Genomic DNA, 16,879 nt, shown 5'->3' with positions numbered 1-16,879 from the left:
TATTCATGGACGAAATACTTTCCACCACAGCCACCCCCGAGATCAGCGGGGTCGCCCAGCTGAGTCCCCAGGCGGCGAAGACCAAGGCCCGTATCGCCCTGGCGGTGATGCTGATACCCCTGTTCGGGACCTTCGAGGCGATCCGTCTGTGGGTCACCGGCCAGGCCCATGCTCTGGACTTCATTCTGTTCGGGGTGTTTTACGTCGTGCAGATGTTCGGGGTTTCCATGGGTTACCACCGCTACCTGGCGCACCGTGCGTTCAAGACCTCGCGCCTGATGAGCAGCCTGATGCTGATCGCCGGCTCGATGGCTGCCCAGGGACCGATCCTGTTCTGGGTCACCACCCACAGGCGTCACCACACCTACAGCGACCAGCACGGCGATCCGCATTCACCCAATCTGCTGGGCCAGAACCGCTGGGACCGGGTCAAGGGCCTGTGGCATGCGCACATGCCCTGGATGCTGACGCCGGACCTCTCCAGCTGGAACTACTTCGCCCCCGACATCCTGCGTGACCGGCGGCTGTTCTTCTACAACCAGACCTACCTGCTCTGGGTGGCCCTGGGAGTCCTGCTGCCCGGCGCCATCGGCGGCCTGGTCACCCAGAGCTGGGCAGGGGCCTGGAGCGGCCTGATCTTCGGCGGCCTGGCACGGCTGTTCATCGCCAACCAGGCGGCCTGGTGCGTGGGCTCGATCTGCCACCGCTATGGCAGCCGGCCGTTCGTGACCCACGACCAGAGCACCAACAACTGGTTCATCGCGTTCCTCACCTTCGGCGAGGGGCTGCAAAACAATCACCACGCATTTCCTGCCTGGTACCGGCATGGCGTGCATTGGTGGGAGCCCGACCTGTCGGGCTGGACACTGGCGTTAATGGGCAAGTTGAGACTGGTCTCAGACCTGCGTTCACCGTCCCAGGCAATGATCGACAAGGTCCGTAAGCGTCAGGCCTCATCCTGAGCAGCGGGATTCTTAGGTCGTACCAACCCCCACTCATCAAGGAAGAAACCTAATGTCCAACTTCATTTCCAATTTGCTGAGCACCTTGAGTTTTTCGGAGAAAAAACAGGCTCCGGTCGAACTCAACGAGGAAAACATCAAGCACTGGCTGGTGCAGCGCATGGGGACCCTGCTGAAGATCGATCCGTCGCAGGTCGATACCGCGCGCACCTTCGAAGCCTACGGCCTCGACTCGCTGGTGGCGGTGAAGGTGGCGGGCGACCTGGAGAAGTTCATGGAGCAGCGCCTGTCCCCGGCGCTGTTGTTCGAATACTCCAGCATCGACGACCTGTCCAAATACCTGGCCAGTGAACTGACCACATCCGAAGTTTGACTTCGCAGGAGCTAGGCCATGGCCTTTGTACAGATGCCCACGCAAAAAACGGATAAATTCAACGATCTGCTCCGACGTTCGCAGGAGATCGATGGCTTGCGTCTGACCGACGCCATTCCCAAACACCTGTATCAGCCTCGCGTATGGCGCGGGATGCTCAGCTTCATCGTCAGCTACGCGCTCTACATCGGTGCCGTGGTGGCTGTTGCCCACGTGCACTGGGCGTTCTACCTGCCGCTGTGGCTGATTGCCGGCCTGGGTGGCTGGGGCTTGTTCTGCGTCGCTCACGATTGCGGGCACAACTCGTTCTCCCGCAACCGCAGCTTCAACCACATCCTGGGGCATATCGCCCTGCTGCCCCTGCTGTATCCGTTCCATGGCTGGCGCCACATGCACAACATGCACCATGCCAACACCAACAACCTGGAGATGGACGTCGACTGGCGCCCGGTGCTGCGCGTGCAATACGACGCGATGCCCTGGTGGGACAAGCTGGTCTACAGCAGCACCCGCACCTGGCTGTTCTGGCTGGGCACCGTCAACTACCAGCGCCATTCGGGCTTTCGCCCGGAGATGTTCCCCAAGCTCGAAGCGCGCAACGAAGTGCGTCGTTCGATCCTGTTCATGGCCGTGGCCGCAGTGATCTACCTGCCGACCCTGGTGTACTTCACCGGCTTCACCGGTCTGTTCCTGTACTTCGTTGCCCCGTGGCTGGCGATCCATGCCTGGTTCAGCCTGACCACCATGATGCATCACATCAGTGACGAGACTCCGTTCCTGACCAAGGAGCACTGGAGCTTCAACAGCAGCCGCCTGCTGCTGACCACCGACTACATGTATCCGAAGTGGCTGCTGTTCCTGACCCACTACATTTCGGTGCACACCGCGCATCACGTGGCACCGATCATCCCCCACTACAACCTGCCCGAGGCCCAGGCCGCGCTGAAGACGGCCTTCCCGGGGATGGTCCGGGAAAAGCCGATGACCGTGCAGGACGTGTGGCACGTGGCGCGTCACTGCCATCTGTACGATCCGGTCAACGGCTTCTACGAGTCCTTCGACCGGCATCCGGCCGCTTCGGGCAAGGGCTACAGCGGCCCGCTGAGCATGAAGCAACAGGCATTGCGCACCTACATGAGCGTGCTGGGTTCGCTGGCTCCCGAGCGTGCCGGTTCCAGGGCCACTGACCTGTTCGGCTATACCCGGGAATACATCAAGCAGCCGGACAAGGAAATGAGCCCACTGGGCGCCCAGCGCTTTCATATCAAGGGCATTCCCGGCGTACCCCATGGCTACCAGTGGGGCACGGGCGAGCAGACCATCCTGCTGGTCCATGGCTGGGGTGCGGACAGCCGCAGCCTGTACTCCTTCACCCGGGTACTGCAGCGCCAGGGCTTCAAGGTCGCGACCTTCGATGCGCCGGCCCATGGCATCTCGCCGGGCTCGCTGAGCACCATGACCGAGTTCAAGGACGCGGTGAAAGCCGCGATTGTCGCCCTGGGCGACGTGGTGGGCATCGTCGCCCACTCCCTGGGCGGGATCGCCGCCACCGGGGCCCTGGCCGAACTGGCCGAGACCCATCGGATCAAGGCCATGTGCCTGCTGGGTTCGCCCGCGAACCTGCCAGTGGTGATCGATCGCTGGGCCAACGGCTACCTGCAGCTCAAGCCGCAGATCGTCCAGGCCATGCACCGTGAACTGTGGAAGCGCAACGGCGTGCCGGTCCAGCACTGGGACATCCCCGCGCTGGGCAACTCCCTGCAACTGCCGATGCTGGTCCTGCACGACCAGGAAGATCCGACCGTGCCGTTCTGCGAGGCACAGCAGATCACCACGCTGATGCCGTGGGCGAAGCTGGTGCCGGTGTCCGGGCTCGGCCATGTGCGGATCCTGTCCGATGCCGCGGTGCTGGAGCAGGTGGCGCAATTCCTCGCCGAAAACATCAAGGTGGCCGAAGTGGCCCAGGCCAGTGCATGAGAACGATATGACGACCTATGCTGAAAACGTTGTGGCTGAGTCCGGTGTATGGATGTGCCTGATTTGCGGCTGGATCTACGATCAACGGCTAGGTGATCCCGATTCGGGGGTGCCTGCGGGCACCTCCTGGGATGACATTGCCGATGACTGGACCTGTCCTGAATGTGGCGTGGGCAAGTTGGACTTCAACATGGTGAAGCTGTAACCCGACGCTTGAAATCTGTAGTCGATGAGGAAGGAAGATGGCGACCCAAGAGCACCCGCCGGTAGCGGCCAAGGCCCGGCGCAGCAGTTTCAGGAAGATGCTGTTCAAGGGCATCTACAACGGGGTTCTGGGAGCGTTGCGCTGCAGCTTCTGGATTGAGTCGCGACTTCTTCCACAGCGGGCTGCGCAGAGGGCGCTGAAGATCTTCACCACGCCACAGCGCCTGCGCCAGCATTTTCCGCCGGCGCTGCCCACGGCCACGGTGCGGGACCTGGAAACCGGGGACGGGCGCTTGCGCTGCTTTTGCTGGACGCCGCCGCAAGTCCGGCGCAGGGTGGTGCTGGTGCACGGCTGGAGCGGCGCCAGTACCCAGTGGCAGTACCTGATCCCGTTGCTGCTGGAGCAGGGCTGCGAGGTCTTGTCCTTCGACTGCATCGGCCATGGTGGCAGTGGTGGCCGGCAGGCGTCGCTGCCTACCTTCGTCAGCATGCTCGACCAGGTGCAGCAGCAACTGGGGCCGTTCGACACCGTGATCGGTCACTCCCTGGGTGGCGCCGCCGCGGGCTACGCTTTGAGCACCGACATCGGCAAGGGTTTCCAGCGCGCGGTACTGGTGGCGGCACCGGCCGACATTGAAAACGTCGTCCGGCGCTTCGCGGCCTTTCTCTGGATCAATGATGACGTCAGGCAGCGCATGCAACGCCTGGTCGAGCAACGCTATCAGAAAGACATGGGCAGCCTGGCGGTCAGCCGTTACGGCCAACAGGTAGACATCCCGGTGCTGCTGGTCCACGACCAGCAGGACCAGGAGGTTCCGGCAGATGACCTGCAATCCTTCGCCCAGGGCTTGCGGCACCGGCAGGTCCTGCAGACCCGCGGGCTTGGCCATCTGAAAATTCTCAAGGACAGGGCGACCATGGGAGCCGTGGTCGATTTTGTCTGTGCAAAGGACGGCAACCTATGAGTGAAAGTTACGATGTGATCGTTATCGGCGCGGGCCCGGGGGGATATGTCGCTGCGATCCGAGCGGCGCAACTTGGGCTGAAGACGGTCTGTATCGAGCGCTACAAGGGCAAGGATGGCAAGACGGCCCTGGGTGGCACCTGCCTGAACGTGGGCTGCATTCCTTCCAAGGCGCTGCTCGACAGCTCCCATCACTACTATGAGGCGCGCCACGGTTTCGAGGTGCACGGCATCGGCATCAGCAATCCGCAGATGGACGTGGCGGCGATGCTGGCGCGCAAGGACAACGTGGTACGCAACTTCAACGGCGGCATCGCCTCGTTGTTCAAGGCCAACGGCGTGGCCGTGCTGGAAGGCCACGGCAAGCTGCTGGCCAACAAGGAGGTGGAGGTCACCGCCGCTGACGGCAGCACGCAACGCATCAGCGCCGAGCACATCATCCTGGCGCCTGGCTCGCGACCAATCGACATCCCGGCGGCGCCCCTGACCGGCGAGGTGATCGTCGATTCCACCGGTGCCCTGGAATTCACCAGCGTGCCCAAGCGCCTCGGAGTGATCGGCGCCGGGGTCATCGGCCTGGAGCTGGGTTCGGTCTGGGCGCGCCTGGGAGCCGAGGTGACCGTGCTCGAGGCCCTCGACAGCTTCCTGCCGGCAGTGGATACGCAGATCGCCAAGGAAGCGCAGAAGATCCTCGGCAAGCAGGGCCTGGATATCCGTCTTGGCGCCCGGGTGACCGCTTCCGAAGTGCAAGGCGACAGCGTCAAGGTCAGCCTGAGCGAGGCCGGCGAGGACAAGCAGCAGACGTTCGACCGGCTGATCGTGGCCGTCGGTCGCCGCCCCCTGACTGCCGACCTGCTGGCGGCCGACAGTGGCGTGCATCTGGACGAGCGCGGTTTCATTCATGTCGATGGCCAGTGCCTGACCAGCGTCCCCGGGGTCTACGCCATCGGTGACGTGGTGCGCGGGCCGATGCTGGCGCACAAGGCCTCGGAAGAGGGCGTGATGGTGGCCGAGGGAATTGCCGGGCACCAGCATCCGTTGAATTACGAGCTGATCCCGTCAGTGATCTACACCCATCCGGAAATCGCCTGGGTCGGCAAGACCGAACAGGCTCTTAAGGCCGAGGGTGTCGAACTGAATATCGGCACCTTCCCGTTCGCGGCCAGCAGCCGGGCCATGGCGGCCAACGACACGGCCGGGCTGGTCAAGGTGATTGCCGACGCAGGCACCGATCGGGTGCTGGGCGTGCATGTGATCGGGCCGGGTGCGGCGGAACTGGTCCAGGAAGGGGCCATCGGCATGGAGTTCGGCACCAGTGCCGAAGACCTGGGAATGATGGTGTTCTCCCATCCGACCCTGTCCGAAGCGCTGCACGAGGCGGCGTTGTCGGTGAATGGCCACGCCATCCACATCGGCAACCGCAAGAAGAAAGCACCCGCCAGCGTCAAGTAGCCAGTCGGCCCCGGTACCGCTCATTCAGCGGCGCCGGGGCTCGCTGCATGCCTTCGCGTTTCAGCGAAAGAACGGCACATCCCCAATAATGGTCGCGCGCTGCATCACCCGGCGCTGTGGACGGTAGTCGTCCACCGCATAGTGCTGGGTCACCCGGTTGTCCCAGAACGCCACGTCGTTTTCCTGCCAGCGCCAGCGGATGGTGAATTCCGGGCGGGTGGCGTGGGCGAACAGCAACTGGAGGATGGCCGCGCTTTCGCTTTCCGACAGCTCGTTGATCCGGGTGGTGAAACCATCATTGACGAACAGCGACTTGCGCCCGCTGACCGGATGGGTGCGAATCACCGGGTGCGATAGCGGCGGGTTCTTGCGCCGGGTCTCCTCCCAGCGCGCCAGGTCCTCGGGGGTATTGCCGAAGCGTTCCAGAGGGAACGACTTGATGAACTCGTGGGTGGCGGTCAGGCCCTGCAGCAGGTTCTTCATGGGTTCCGACAGGGCCTCGTAGGCGGCGATGCCACTGGCCCACAGGGTATCGCCACCGAACCTGGGCAGCAGCTTGGCACTGAGCACCGCGCCCAGGGCTGGGGTCGGTAGGAAGGTCACGTCGGTGTGCCAGATGGCGTTGTCGCGCACATCGGTCTCGGCGGTGTCGAGGATCAGCACCTCGGGTTGCTCCGGCACGTTGGGGTAGATCGGGTGGATGTGCAGGTCGCCAAAGTGGGCGGCGAATCGCGCCTGCTGCTGGGGCGTGATCGGCTGGTTGCGAAAGAACAGCACCTGGTGCTCGAGCAGTGCCTGTTCGATGGCGTCACGCTGCGTGCCGCTCAGTGGCTGGCTGATATCGACGCCGTCGATCTCGGCGCCGAGGGCGGAACTCAAGGGGGTGATGATCAGGCTCATGGTGGTTCTCGTGTTCGGTGCCGAACGGTCGGCGTGGTCGGATTCGGTTTATCTGCATCAATCTGGAAATCGCGGGCTCGACAGCGGCTACAGGCAAGCGGCGCGGAGCCTGTCAGTGGCTCTGGCCGTGCCAGGGCACCAGCCTGCGTTGCAGGGCGCGCAGGCCCATCTCCAGGGCGAAGGCGATCAGGGCAATCACCAGGATGCCCAGCACCACCACATCGGTGACCAGGAACTGCGCGGCGGACTGCACCATGAAACCCAGGCCACTGGTGGCTGCAATCAGCTCCGCTGCCACCAGGGTCGACCAGCCCACGCCCAGGCCAATGCGGACCCCGGTGAGGATGTCCGGCAGGGCGCTGGGCAGGATCACGTGGCGGATCAACTGGACCCGAGTCGCCCCCAGGGACTGGGCGGCGCGCAGCTTGGCCGGGTCGACGGTGCGTACCCCGGTGGCGGTGGCGATGGCGATCGGGGCGAAGATCGCGAGGTAGATCAGCAGCACCTTGGACAACTCGCCGATGCCGCACCAGATCACGATCAGCGGCAGGTAGGCCAGGGGCGGGATCGGCCGGTAGAACTCGATCAGCGGATCGAGCACACCACGGGCGATGCGGTTGGCGCCGATGGCGATGCCCACCGGGATCGCTGTCAGCACGGCGCAGCCCAGGGCCAGGCCGATGCGTCCCAGGCTCGCGGCCAGGTGCTGCCACAAGGTGGCGTCCATGTAGCCGGTGGTGGCCAGCAACCAGCCTTTTTGCAGGACGGCGGCAGGCGAGGGCAGGAACAGCGGCTCGACCAGGCCGCTGGCCGTGACCGCCCACCACAGGGCCAGCAGGCCGGCCAGGGTCAGTACGCTGATCCAGCGGGTACTCAGGTTGCGACGCGCCGACAGCGGTCGGGAGCCGGTCTCGCGGCTGGCGGTGGCGGGAATCTCGTAGCTGCTCATGGGCGCTCCTGCTGCTGGCTGGCGCGTTGGGAGAACACCCGTGCCAGTACGTGTTCGCGGGTTTCGATGAAGCGTGGATCGGACTTGATCGCCCGGGCCGACTCGCCGGCGGCATACCGCTGGCCGAAGTCCAGGTGCAGGCGCTCGACGATCTGCCCCGGATTGGGCGCCAGGAGAATCAGGTCGGTGGCCAGGAACACCGCTTCCTCGATGTCGTGGGTGATCAGGAAGACCGGCTTGGCGGTGCGTCGCCAGACTTGCAGCAACAGCTCCTGCATCTGCTCGCGGGTGAAGGCGTCCAGGGCGCCGAAGGGCTCGTCCATCAGCAGTACCCGTGGATCGGCGGCCAGGGCGCGGGCCAGGCCGACACGTTGTTTCTGGCCCCCGGAAAGCTGCCAGATGCGGCGTTGGTCAAAACCGGCCAGGTCCACCAGGGCGAGCATTTCCCGGGCCCGGGCTTCGCGCTTCGCGCGCGGCACACCGGCCAGCTCCAGGCCGAAGGCGACGTTGGCCAGCACATCCTGCCAGGGCAGCAGGGCATCGTCCTGGAACACCACGCCACGTTCGGCGCTGGGGCCTTGCACCGGTACGCCATCGAGGCTGATGCGCCCGGCACTGGGCTCGACGAAACCGGCGATCAGGTTGAGCAGCGAGGTCTTGCCGCTGCCGGACGGCCCCAGGGCGACCAGCAGTTGCTGTGATCCCAGGGTCAGGGAAATATCCGCCAGCACCGGTTCGGCGGCGCCGGGGTACTGTGCGCTGATGCGCTCCAGTTGTAGCAAGGCCATGACGGCTATCTCCTGTCCTGATGCGGGTTATTCAGTGATGAATTGGGCGCTGACGTAAGGGGCGTAGTCCGGCAGGACGGCGTCGACCTTGCCCTGCTCCTTGAGGAACACGGCAGTGTCGGTGATGGCCTTGGTGGTCGGGGCGCCGAGGCTTGCGACCTGGTCGGCGGCCAACGGATAGACGTTGCCTTGCAGCAGCAGGGGGATGTCGCTGGCCTTGGCGCCGGAGAGTTTCACCAGCTTGTCGACGTTGCCCGAGTTGGCCAGCCAGGCCTGCGGGTCCTTGCGGTAATCGGCGTAGGCATCCAGGGTCACCTTGGCGAAGGCGGTGACGATTTCCGGGTGTTTCTGGGCGAAGTCCTTGCGCACGATCCAGGCGTCGAAGGTCGGTGCACCGAACTTGGCCAGTTCACCGGAAGTGATCAGCACCTTGCCGTTTTCCTTGGCCACGCCCAGGGCCGGGTCCCAGACGTAGGTGGCGTCGATGTCGCCGCGTTTCCAGGCGGCAATGATTGCCGGTGGCGCCAGGTTGAGCACCTGGACCTTGGCCGGGTCGATGTTCCAGTGTTTCAGGGCTGCGAGCAGGCTGTAGTGGCCGGTGGAAACGAACGGCACCGCGATTTTCTTGCCAACCAGGTCCTGGGGGGTCTTGATCCCGGAGCCGTCGCGGGCCACCAGGGCTTCGGCGGCGCCGATCTGGGTGGCGATCAGGAAGGTTTCCACCGGCACCTTGCGGGTGACGGCGGCAGTCAGCGGGCTTGAACCCAGGTAGCCGATCTGTACGTCACCGGAGGCGATGGCGGCGATGACGTCGGCGCCGTTGTCGAACTTGCGCCAGTTGATCTTGGCCTGCGTGGCTTTTTCGTAGCTGCCGTCGGCCTGGGCCACCTTGGCTGGATCGACGGTGGTCTGGTAGGCGACGGTGAGATCGGCCGCCTGGGCCAGGAAACTTGCTGCGGCCAGGGAGGCAGCCGCCAGGAGTCGAAGGGGGAAATGCAGTTTCACGGTAGGAGCTCCTCATGGGCGGCCGTTGATCGGCGTTGGAGGAGACTAAATGATCTAAGAATTCTAAAATAAATAACTTATTTGCATTAGCTTATGAGGGGAAACATGCGGGCATGGCCCGGAGGCTGTTGTGGCGAGGGAGCTTGCTCCCGTCGGGTGGCGCAGCCACCCTCGAACCTGGCGGCTGGATATTCCTGAATGACCGCGCCGCCTGGGCTGAGGGCTGCTTTGCAGCCCAGCGGGAGCAAGCTCCCTCGCCACTCTAGTTGCTGATGGCCAGGATGCTGGCCTGGTAGGCGCCGACGAACACGTCGAAATCCCCCACTTCGTTCTGTTCCAGTTCGGCCTGCTGTTCCAGGGACTTGCGCGCCGCGTCTTCGAACGCGGCTTGTTCGTCCTTGGTCAGGGCCTGGCTGCGGAAGTGCTCGGCATGGGCCAGGCTCTGGCGCAGGGAGAACTGGCTGAAGCTTTCCTTGCGCTCGGTCATGACCGCCAGCACCTGGGCCGAAGGCGTCAGGGACGAATCCTTGACCTTGGCCAACTGGGCATCCAGCGCCTTGCTGTGTTCATCGCTGCCCTGGCTCTGATCCAGCAGGGCGGCCAGCGGGGCGATGTTCTCCAGCAGCTCGGCGGCCCATTCCTTCATGTCCACCGCTTGCCCGCGGCGCTGCAACTGCAGGCCCGGTCGCCGGCCTTCCTTGACCACGCTGAGGAAGTTCGAGGTGGCATTGCCACACTCGATGTTTTCCAGCAGCGGGCTGTCGTTGAGGGCGCAGTACAGCAGGAAGGCGTCGAGGAAGCGGGCTTCCTGCACATCGATGCCCAGGGGCAGGAACGGGTTGATGTCCAGGCAGCGCGCTTCCACGTACTGGACGCCACGGGCCATGAGGGCCTGGATCGGCCGCTCGCCGGTGTAGGTCACGCGCTTGGGGCGGATGTTGGAGTAGTACTCGTTTTCGATCTGCAGGATGTTGGTGTTCAGCTGGACCCACTCGCCGTCCTTGTGGGTGCCGACTTCCACATAGGGCGGGTAGGGCGTGGCCACTGCCTTGCGCAGGCTGTCGGTGTAGCTGTTCAGGTCGTTGTAGCAGGGGGTCAGGCCGGCCTGGGCCTTGCTCTGGTAGCCCAGGTCGCTCATGCGCAGGCTGGTGGCGTAGGGCAGGTACAGGGTCTCGGCGTCGAACTGCTCCAGCTGGTGCGAGCGGCCGCGCAGGAAGCCTGCGTCCAGGGCCGGCGAGGCACCGAACAGGTACATCAGCAGCCAGCTGTAGCGACGGAAGTTGCGGATCAGCGCGATATAGGCCGCGGACTGGTAGTCACGGTCGGTGCCGACGAAACCCTCGGCCTGCTTGAGCAGCGGCCACAGCGCTTCCGGCAGGGAGAAGTTGTAGTGGATCCCGGCAATGCACTGCATGGTCTTGCCGTAGCGCAGGGCCAGGCCCTTGCGATACACGTACTTGAGCTGCCCGATGTTGGAGGTGCCGTAGTAGGCAATCGGGATGTCTTCCTCGGCCGGCAACGGGCACGGCATCGATGGACTCCACAGGTACTCGTTGCCGAGCTTGCTGTAGGCGAAGCGATGGATCTTGTCGAGGCTGGCCAGGGTGTCCGCCGGGTCCTTGAGGGCCGGGGTGATGAACTCCAGCAGCGACTCGGAATAGTCGGTGGTGATCTGTTCGTTGGTCAGCGCGGAACCCAGTTCCTCCGGATGCGGGGTCTGGGCCAGGCGGCCTTCGCCGGTGACACGCAGGCATTCACGTTCGATGCCGTGCAGGCACTGCTCGAGCAGGGAAAGGTTAGCGCACTCGCCGAGCAAGGCCAGGCGGCGGTTGAGAAGTTCGCTCAAGTTGGATTCCTTCACGCGTCAGTCGCCCCAATATGGGGGTGGGCAGGACGGTCTACAAGGGTGGAGTTAAAACTGGCGTTTTCGCCTGGTTCCTGAGTCAAGCCGACTCGCCTGAAAACGCCAGTGCTCCCTCCCTGAATCTGGCATCAGCGTGGGCAGAAAACCCCGACGCCGCTTTCGCAGCGCCGAAATTAACCCAAATCGCCGACGGTCAGCTACAGGACCGCGAAGGTGCCTTGTGCTTTTGCGACCAGTTTGTCGCCCTGGATCACGTCCGCCTCGACCACCAGGGTACGGCGCCCGGGATGGATCACCCGGGCCCGGCACAGGACCTCGCCTTCGGCCACGGCGCGGATGTAGTTGATCTTGCACTCGATGGTGGCGCTCTGCTGGTCGAAGCCATGGGTACTGGAACAGGCCAGCCCCATGGCGATGTCCACCAGGCTGAAGATCGCCCCACCATGCAGCTTCTGCCCGCGATTGCGCAACGGCGGAGTCAGCTCCAGGGCCACGTCCGCCTCGCCGGTTTCCAGGCGTTGCAGACGGCAGCCGAGCAATTGGCTGAAGGCGCTTTCGGTCAGGCCGGCGGGGATTTCCATCAGCGCTTCTTCAACTGTTTGGCATTGGCGAACAGCGAGGCCATGGCGTTGTTGCTCGGCGCCGCAGCGGTGGTTTCCTTGCGTGGTGCGTTGCCCTGGGAGGAGCGGGGCGCCGAACCTGGGCGGGAACCGCGGGCACCGTCGATCTTCTCGCCCGGGGTGTCGCTCATGCGCATCGACAGGCCCACGCGCTTGCGCGGGATGTCGACTTCCATGACCTTGACCTTGACCACGTCGCCGGCTTTCACGGCTTCACGCGGGTCCTTGATGAACTTCTCCGACAGTGCCGAGATGTGCACCAGGCCGTCCTGGTGCACGCCGATGTCGACGAAGGCACCGAAGTTGGTGACGTTGGTCACCACGCCTTCGAGGATCATGCCCAACTGCAGGTCCTTGAGGTCCTCGACGCCTTCCTGGAACTCGGCGGTCTTGAACTCGGGACGCGGGTCGCGGCCGGGCTTGTCCAGTTCCTGGAGGATGTCGGTGACGGTGGGCAGGCCGAAGGTCTCGTCGGTGAATGTCTTCGGGTCCAGGCGCTTGAGGAAACCGCTGTCGCCAATCAGCGAGCGGATGTCGCGGCCGGTGTCGGCGGCGATGCGTTGCACCAGCGGGTAGGCTTCCGGGTGCACGGCCGAAGCGTCCAGCGGGTTGTCGCCATTCATCACGCGCAGGAAGCCGGCGGCCTGTTCGAAGGTTTTTTCACCCAGGCGGGCGACTTTCTTCAGGGCGGCGCGGGTCTTGAACGCACCGTGCTCGTCGCGGTGGCTGACGATGTTCTGCGCCAGGGTCGCGTTAAGACCCGAGATGCGCGCCAGCAGGGCCACCGACGCGGTGTTGACGTCGACGCCCACGGCGTTCACGCAGTCTTCGACCACGGCGTCCAGGCCGCGCGCCAGCTTGAGCTGGGACACGTCGTGCTGATACTGGCCGACACCGATGGACTTCGGATCGATCTTCACCAGTTCCGCCAGCGGGTCCTGCAGGCGGCGAGCGATGGACACCGCGCCCCGGATCGAGACGTCCAGGTCAGGGAATTCCTTGGCGGCCAGTTCCGAGGCCGAATACACCGAGGCGCCGGCTTCGGAGACCATCACCTTGGTCATGCGCATGGCCGGGTATTTCTTGATCAGGTCGGCTGCCAGCTTGTCGGTCTCGCGGCTGGCGGTGCCGTTGCCGATGGCGATCAGGTCCACTGAATGCTTGGCGCACAGGGCCGCCAGGGTCGCGATGGTCTGGTCCCACTTGTTGTGCGGCACGTGAGGGTAGACGGTGGCGTGATCCAGCAGCTTGCCGGTGGCATCCACCACCGCCACCTTGCAGCCGGTGCGCAGGCCCGGGTCCAGGCCCAGGGTCGCGCGTGGGCCAGCTGGGGCGGCCAGCAGGAGGTCGTGCAGGTTGTGGGCGAAGACGTTGATCGCCTCGGTTTCCGCGCCATCGCGCAGTTCGCCCAGCAGGTCGGTTTCCAGGTGGGTATAGAGCTTGACCTTCCAGGTCCAGCGCACCACCTCGCCCAGCCACTTGTCCGCCGGGCGGTTCTGGTTCTGGATGCCGAATTGCTGGCCGATCATGCCTTCGCAGGGGTGCATGGTGCCCGGCAGCTCGTCCCCGACTTTCAGGGCGGAGCTGAGGATGCCTTCGTTGCGGCCGCGGAAAATCGCCAGGGCACGGTGCGACGGCATGCTTTTGAGCGGCTCATCGTGTTCGAAGTAATCGCGGAACTTGGCGCCTTCCTCTTCCTTGCCTGCGATCACGCGGGCGCTGAGGGTGGCTTCCTGCTTGAGGTAGTTGCGCAGCTTGTCCAGCAGGCCGGCGTCTTCGGCAAAGCGCTCCATGAGGATGTACTTGGCGCCCTCCAGGGCAGCCTTGACGTCGGCCACGCCTTTGACGGCGTCGACGAAACGTGCGGCTTCGGCTTCCGGGGCCAGGCTCGGGTCGTTGAACAGGCCATCGGCCAGTTCGCCGAGGCCGGCTTCCAGGGCGATCTGGCCCTTGGTGCGGCGCTTCTGCTTATAAGGCAGGTAAAGGTCTTCGAGGCGGGTCTTGGTGTCCGCCAGCTTGATGTCGCGGGCCAGCTCGGGCGTCAGCTTGCCCTGCTCCTCGATGCTGGACAGGATGCTGGCCCGGCGGTCGTCGAGCTCACGCAGGTAGCGCAGGCGCTCTTCCAGATGGCGCAGTTGGGTGTCATCGAGGCTACCGGTGACTTCTTTGCGGTAACGGGCGATGAAGGGCACGGTGGAGCCTTCATCCAATAGGGCGACGGCCGCTTCGACCTGTTGTGGGCGTACGCCGAGTTCCTCGGCAATGCGGCTGTTGATGCTGTCCATAAAACCACCTGACAAATATGTGAAAGCAGGCCCGCGGGAGCGAAAAAAGGCCCGGCGAGCCTGGTTGAGCGGCCTGGTCGCGCCGCCACCTGGATCAAAAGGCTGCCTGTTGACCCCTGTAATCGTGGAAATACTGCCGGCCGAGGCAAATAAACAAACCGGCCGCAGGGTACTGATCAGAGACTGCCCAACACAAAAGGCGGCGCATTATACCCAGCTGCGGGACGATCGCCGACCTCAGGCCGACAGCGGGTTTGCTGGCGATAGAGGAAAAATCTGCTAACAATGCACACGGTGCGTATAACGGCAGCTACGCCATAATGCGCATCGAGATTAGAGGAGCATCCAATGAGCAGCACTGCACAAACTGCTGAAGGCGAAAAAATTCTTATTGTTGACGATGACCCGGGGCTGAGCAGCCTGCTGGAGAGATTCTTCGTCAGCAAGGGCTACCGTGCCCGCGCAGTCCCGAACACCGAGCAAATGGACCGCCTGCTGGGTCGCGAAGTGTTCAACCTGGTCGTCCTCGACCTGATGCTGCCCGGCGAAGACGGCCTGACCGCCTGCCGCCGCCTGCGTGGCGCGAACAACCAGATCCCGATCATCATGCTCACCGCCAAGGGCGACGAGCTGAGCCGCATCAAGGGCCTGGAGCTGGGTGCCGACGACTACCTGGCCAAGCCGTTCAACCCCGACGAGCTGATGGCCCGGGTCAAGGCCGTGCTGCGTCGCCAGTCGGCTCCCGTTCCCGGTGCCCCGGGCAGTGAAGACGAAAGCGTGACATTCGGTGATTACGAACTGTCCCTGGCCACCCGCGAACTCAAGCGCGGCGCCGAGGTGCACATGCTCACCACCGGCGAGTTCGCGGTACTCAAGGCGCTGGTGATGAACGCTCGCCAGCCGCTGACCCGCGACAAGCTGATGAACCTGGCCCGGGGCCGCGAATGGGATGCCCTGGAGCGCTCCATCGATGTGCAGATCTCCCGCCTGCGCCGGATGATCGAACCTGATCCGTCCAAGCCGCGTTATATCCAGACGGTCTGGGGCGTGGGTTATGTCTTCGTGCCGGATGGCACTGCGACCAAGTGATCGATGATTTGTAGGAGCGAGCGCCCGGGCCCAACCCGGGCGTTCGCATTCCGCAACGTTGCGAGCATGGCTCGCTCCTGCAAAGTGTGTATTGGCTGTCATGAAAACCCCGCTGTGGTTCCCCCAGAGTTTCTTCTCCCGCACCCTGTGGCTGGTGCTGATCGTGGTGCTGTTCTCCAAGGCGTTGACCCTGGTTTATCTGTTGATGAACGAGGACGTGCTGGTGGATCGACAGTACAGCCACGGCGTGGCGCTTACCCTTCGCGCCTACTGGGCTGCCGATGAATCCAATCGCGACCAGATCGCCGAGGCCGCCGGCCTGATCAAGGTGGTGGGCAGCGGCGTGCCGGCCGGCGAGCAGCACTGGCCCTACAGTGAGATCTACCAGCGGCAGATGCAGGCCGAGTTGGGGGCCGACACCGAGGTGCGGCTGCGCATGCACGCGCCGCCAGCCCTCTGGGTGCGGGCGCCGAGCCTGGGGGATGGCTGGCTCAAGGTGCCGTTGTATCCGCACCCGTTGCGCGGCCAGAAGATCTGGAGCGTGCTGGGCTGGTTCCTGGCCATCGGCCTGCTGTCCACCGCATCGGCCTGGATCTTCGTCAGCCAGCTCAACCAGCCCCTCAAGCGCCTGGTCTATGCCGCCCGGCAACTGGGTCAGGGCCGCAGCGTGCGCCTGCCCATCAGCGACACCCCAAGCGAGATGACCGAGGTGTACCGCGCGTTCAACCAGATGGCCGAGGACGTGGAGCAGGCCGGGCGCGAACGCGAGCTGATGCTGGCCGGGGTCTCCCATGACTTGCGCACGCCGCTGACCCGCTTGCGCCTGTCGCTGGAACTGATGGGCAATCACACCGAGCTGACCGACGACATGGTGCGCGACATCGAGGACATGGACGCCATTCTCGACCAGTTCCTGGCCTTCATCCGCGATGGTCGCGATGAGTCGGTGGAAGAAGTGGACCTCAACGACCTGGTGCAGGAAGTGGCAGCGCCTTACAACCAGAACGAGGAACGGGTGCACTTGCGCCTGGAACCGATCCAGCCGTTCCCGCTGCGCCGGGTGTCGATGAAGCGCCTGCTCAACAACCTCATCGGCAACGCCTTGAATCATGCGGGGACGGACGTGGAGGTCGCCGCTCATCTGTCGGGTGACGTCAACGCGCCCTACGTGGTGCTGAGCGTGATGGACCGTGGCGCGGGGATCGACCCTTCGGAACTGGAGGCAATCTTCAACCCCTTCACCCGTGGTGATCGTGCCCGGGGCGGCAAGGGCACCGGCCTGGGGCTGGCCATCGTCAAGCGAATTGCCGCCATGCATGGTGGCAACGTCGAACTGCGCAACCGCCCCGACGGCGGCCTGGAAGCGCGGGTACGCCTGCCGCTGGGCCTGCTGCTGCCCCGCGACGCAGACTAGGGGCAGCGGCAAGCCTCAAGCCGCAAGTGAAAA

Annotated in this window: 15 protein-coding genes; 8 read left to right on the top strand and 7 right to left on the bottom strand. The window is 64.3% G+C overall.

What is annotated here, in order from left to right; all coding sequences use genetic code 11:
• Positions 1 to 5 precede the first annotated feature (5 nt).
• The 6 genes from LGQ10_RS17755 to lpdA are packed head-to-tail and all read left to right on the top strand — an operon-like array spanning position 6 to position 5,932.
• Positions 6 to 962, top strand: coding sequence for an acyl-CoA desaturase (locus tag LGQ10_RS17755; protein WP_226522735.1), 957 nt, complete (start codon positions 6 to 8; stop codon positions 960 to 962).
• A gap of 52 nt (positions 963 to 1,014) precedes the next feature.
• Positions 1,015 to 1,335, top strand: coding sequence for an acyl carrier protein (locus LGQ10_RS17750; protein ID WP_226522734.1), 321 nt, complete (start codon positions 1,015 to 1,017; stop codon positions 1,333 to 1,335).
• Between the two features lie 18 nt (positions 1,336 to 1,353).
• Positions 1,354 to 3,312 (top strand): alpha/beta fold hydrolase, encoded by a 1,959-nt coding sequence (locus tag LGQ10_RS17745; protein WP_226522733.1) that lies wholly within the window; start codon positions 1,354 to 1,356, stop codon positions 3,310 to 3,312.
• 7 nt (positions 3,313 to 3,319) lie between these two features.
• Positions 3,320 to 3,517 carry a rubredoxin gene (locus LGQ10_RS17740; RefSeq protein ID WP_058438244.1) on the top strand — a complete coding sequence of 66 codons (198 nt, stop codon included), beginning with the start codon at positions 3,320 to 3,322 and terminating at the stop codon, positions 3,515 to 3,517.
• 37 nt (positions 3,518 to 3,554) lie between these two features.
• Positions 3,555 to 4,481 carry an alpha/beta hydrolase gene (locus LGQ10_RS17735; RefSeq protein ID WP_226522732.1) on the top strand — a complete coding sequence of 309 codons (927 nt, stop codon included), beginning with the start codon at positions 3,555 to 3,557 and terminating at the stop codon, positions 4,479 to 4,481.
• Complete coding sequence (gene lpdA / locus LGQ10_RS17730) at positions 4,478 to 5,932, top strand: dihydrolipoyl dehydrogenase (RefSeq protein WP_226522731.1); 1,455 nt, start codon at positions 4,478 to 4,480, stop codon at positions 5,930 to 5,932. Before LGQ10_RS17735 ends, lpdA begins: the two co-directional genes overlap by 4 nt.
• A gap of 60 nt (positions 5,933 to 5,992) precedes the next feature.
• Here lpdA and tauD read toward each other — a convergent pair whose 3' ends face one another.
• The 7 genes from tauD to LGQ10_RS17695 all read right to left on the bottom strand — a co-directional run bounded on the left by tauD (position 5,993) and on the right by LGQ10_RS17695 (position 14,343).
• Positions 5,993 to 6,832, bottom strand: coding sequence for a taurine dioxygenase (tauD, locus tag LGQ10_RS17725; RefSeq protein ID WP_058438248.1), 840 nt, complete (start codon positions 6,830 to 6,832; stop codon positions 5,993 to 5,995).
• 112 nt (positions 6,833 to 6,944) lie between these two features.
• Positions 6,945 to 7,781 carry a taurine ABC transporter permease TauC gene (gene tauC / locus LGQ10_RS17720; RefSeq protein ID WP_058438250.1) on the bottom strand — a complete coding sequence of 279 codons (837 nt, stop codon included), beginning with the start codon at positions 7,779 to 7,781 and terminating at the stop codon, positions 6,945 to 6,947.
• Complete coding sequence (gene tauB / locus LGQ10_RS17715) at positions 7,778 to 8,569, bottom strand: taurine ABC transporter ATP-binding subunit (protein WP_226522730.1); 792 nt, start codon at positions 8,567 to 8,569, stop codon at positions 7,778 to 7,780. Before tauB ends, tauC begins: the two co-directional genes overlap by 4 nt.
• 27 nt (positions 8,570 to 8,596) lie before the next feature.
• Positions 8,597 to 9,574 carry a taurine ABC transporter substrate-binding protein gene (tauA, locus tag LGQ10_RS17710; RefSeq protein ID WP_058438254.1) on the bottom strand — a complete coding sequence of 326 codons (978 nt, stop codon included), beginning with the start codon at positions 9,572 to 9,574 and terminating at the stop codon, positions 8,597 to 8,599.
• Positions 9,575 to 9,836: 262 nt separating this feature from the next.
• A complete protein-coding gene (gene gshA / locus LGQ10_RS17705) occupies positions 9,837 to 11,420 on the bottom strand; it encodes a glutamate--cysteine ligase (protein ID WP_226522729.1) in 1,584 nt (527 codons plus the stop codon).
• A 215-nt stretch (positions 11,421 to 11,635) separates the two neighbouring features.
• Positions 11,636 to 12,019, bottom strand: coding sequence for a PaaI family thioesterase (locus tag LGQ10_RS17700; RefSeq protein ID WP_058438257.1), 384 nt, complete (start codon positions 12,017 to 12,019; stop codon positions 11,636 to 11,638).
• Positions 12,019 to 14,343, bottom strand: a complete 2,325-nt coding sequence (locus LGQ10_RS17695; RefSeq protein WP_226522728.1) for a Tex family protein — start codon at positions 14,341 to 14,343, stop codon at positions 12,019 to 12,021. Before LGQ10_RS17695 ends, LGQ10_RS17700 begins: the two co-directional genes overlap by 1 nt.
• A gap of 348 nt (positions 14,344 to 14,691) precedes the next feature.
• On the opposite strand from LGQ10_RS17695, the gene ompR reads away from it, so the two are divergent.
• On the top strand, positions 14,692 to 15,432 hold the full coding sequence (ompR, locus tag LGQ10_RS17690; protein ID WP_058438306.1) for a two-component system response regulator OmpR: 741 nt from the start codon (positions 14,692 to 14,694) through the stop codon (positions 15,430 to 15,432).
• A gap of 100 nt (positions 15,433 to 15,532) precedes the next feature.
• Positions 15,533 to 16,846: an ATP-binding protein gene (locus LGQ10_RS17685; RefSeq protein WP_226522727.1), complete on the top strand. Its 1,314-nt coding sequence runs from the start codon at positions 15,533 to 15,535 to the stop codon at positions 16,844 to 16,846.
• Positions 16,847 to 16,879: the final 33 nt, after the last annotated feature.

The organism is Pseudomonas sp. L5B5 (assembly GCF_020520285.1).
GTDB lineage: Bacteria > Pseudomonadota > Gammaproteobacteria > Pseudomonadales > Pseudomonadaceae > Aquipseudomonas.
The sequence above is the reverse complement of the archived record's forward strand: the minus strand, read 5'-3'. Positions and strand labels throughout refer to the sequence as shown.

Excerpts from the sequence above, each read along its gene's own strand:
- tauD (WP_058438248.1), bottom strand. The coding sequence starts at position 6,832 with ATGAGCCTGATCATCACCCCCTTGAGTTCCGCCCTCGGCGCCGAGATC.
- LGQ10_RS17750 (WP_226522734.1), top strand. The coding sequence starts at position 1,015 with ATGTCCAACTTCATTTCCAATTTGCTGAGCACCTTGAGTTTTTCGGAG.
- ompR (WP_058438306.1), top strand. The coding sequence starts at position 14,692 with ATGAGCAGCACTGCACAAACTGCTGAAGGCGAAAAAATTCTTATTGTT.
- LGQ10_RS17685 (WP_226522727.1), top strand. The coding sequence starts at position 15,533 with ATGAAAACCCCGCTGTGGTTCCCCCAGAGTTTCTTCTCCCGCACCCTG.
- LGQ10_RS17700 (WP_058438257.1), bottom strand. The coding sequence starts at position 12,019 with ATGGAAATCCCCGCCGGCCTGACCGAAAGCGCCTTCAGCCAATTGCTC.
- LGQ10_RS17695 (WP_226522728.1), bottom strand. The coding sequence starts at position 14,343 with ATGGACAGCATCAACAGCCGCATTGCCGAGGAACTCGGCGTACGCCCA.
- LGQ10_RS17735 (WP_226522732.1), top strand. The coding sequence starts at position 3,555 with ATGGCGACCCAAGAGCACCCGCCGGTAGCGGCCAAGGCCCGGCGCAGC.
- LGQ10_RS17745 (WP_226522733.1), top strand. The coding sequence starts at position 1,354 with ATGGCCTTTGTACAGATGCCCACGCAAAAAACGGATAAATTCAACGAT.
- tauC (WP_058438250.1), bottom strand. The coding sequence starts at position 7,781 with ATGAGCAGCTACGAGATTCCCGCCACCGCCAGCCGCGAGACCGGCTCC.
- tauB (WP_226522730.1), bottom strand. The coding sequence starts at position 8,569 with ATGGCCTTGCTACAACTGGAGCGCATCAGCGCACAGTACCCCGGCGCC.
- LGQ10_RS17755 (WP_226522735.1), top strand. The coding sequence starts at position 6 with ATGGACGAAATACTTTCCACCACAGCCACCCCCGAGATCAGCGGGGTC.
- lpdA (WP_226522731.1), top strand. The coding sequence starts at position 4,478 with ATGAGTGAAAGTTACGATGTGATCGTTATCGGCGCGGGCCCGGGGGGA.
- LGQ10_RS17740 (WP_058438244.1), top strand. The coding sequence starts at position 3,320 with ATGACGACCTATGCTGAAAACGTTGTGGCTGAGTCCGGTGTATGGATG.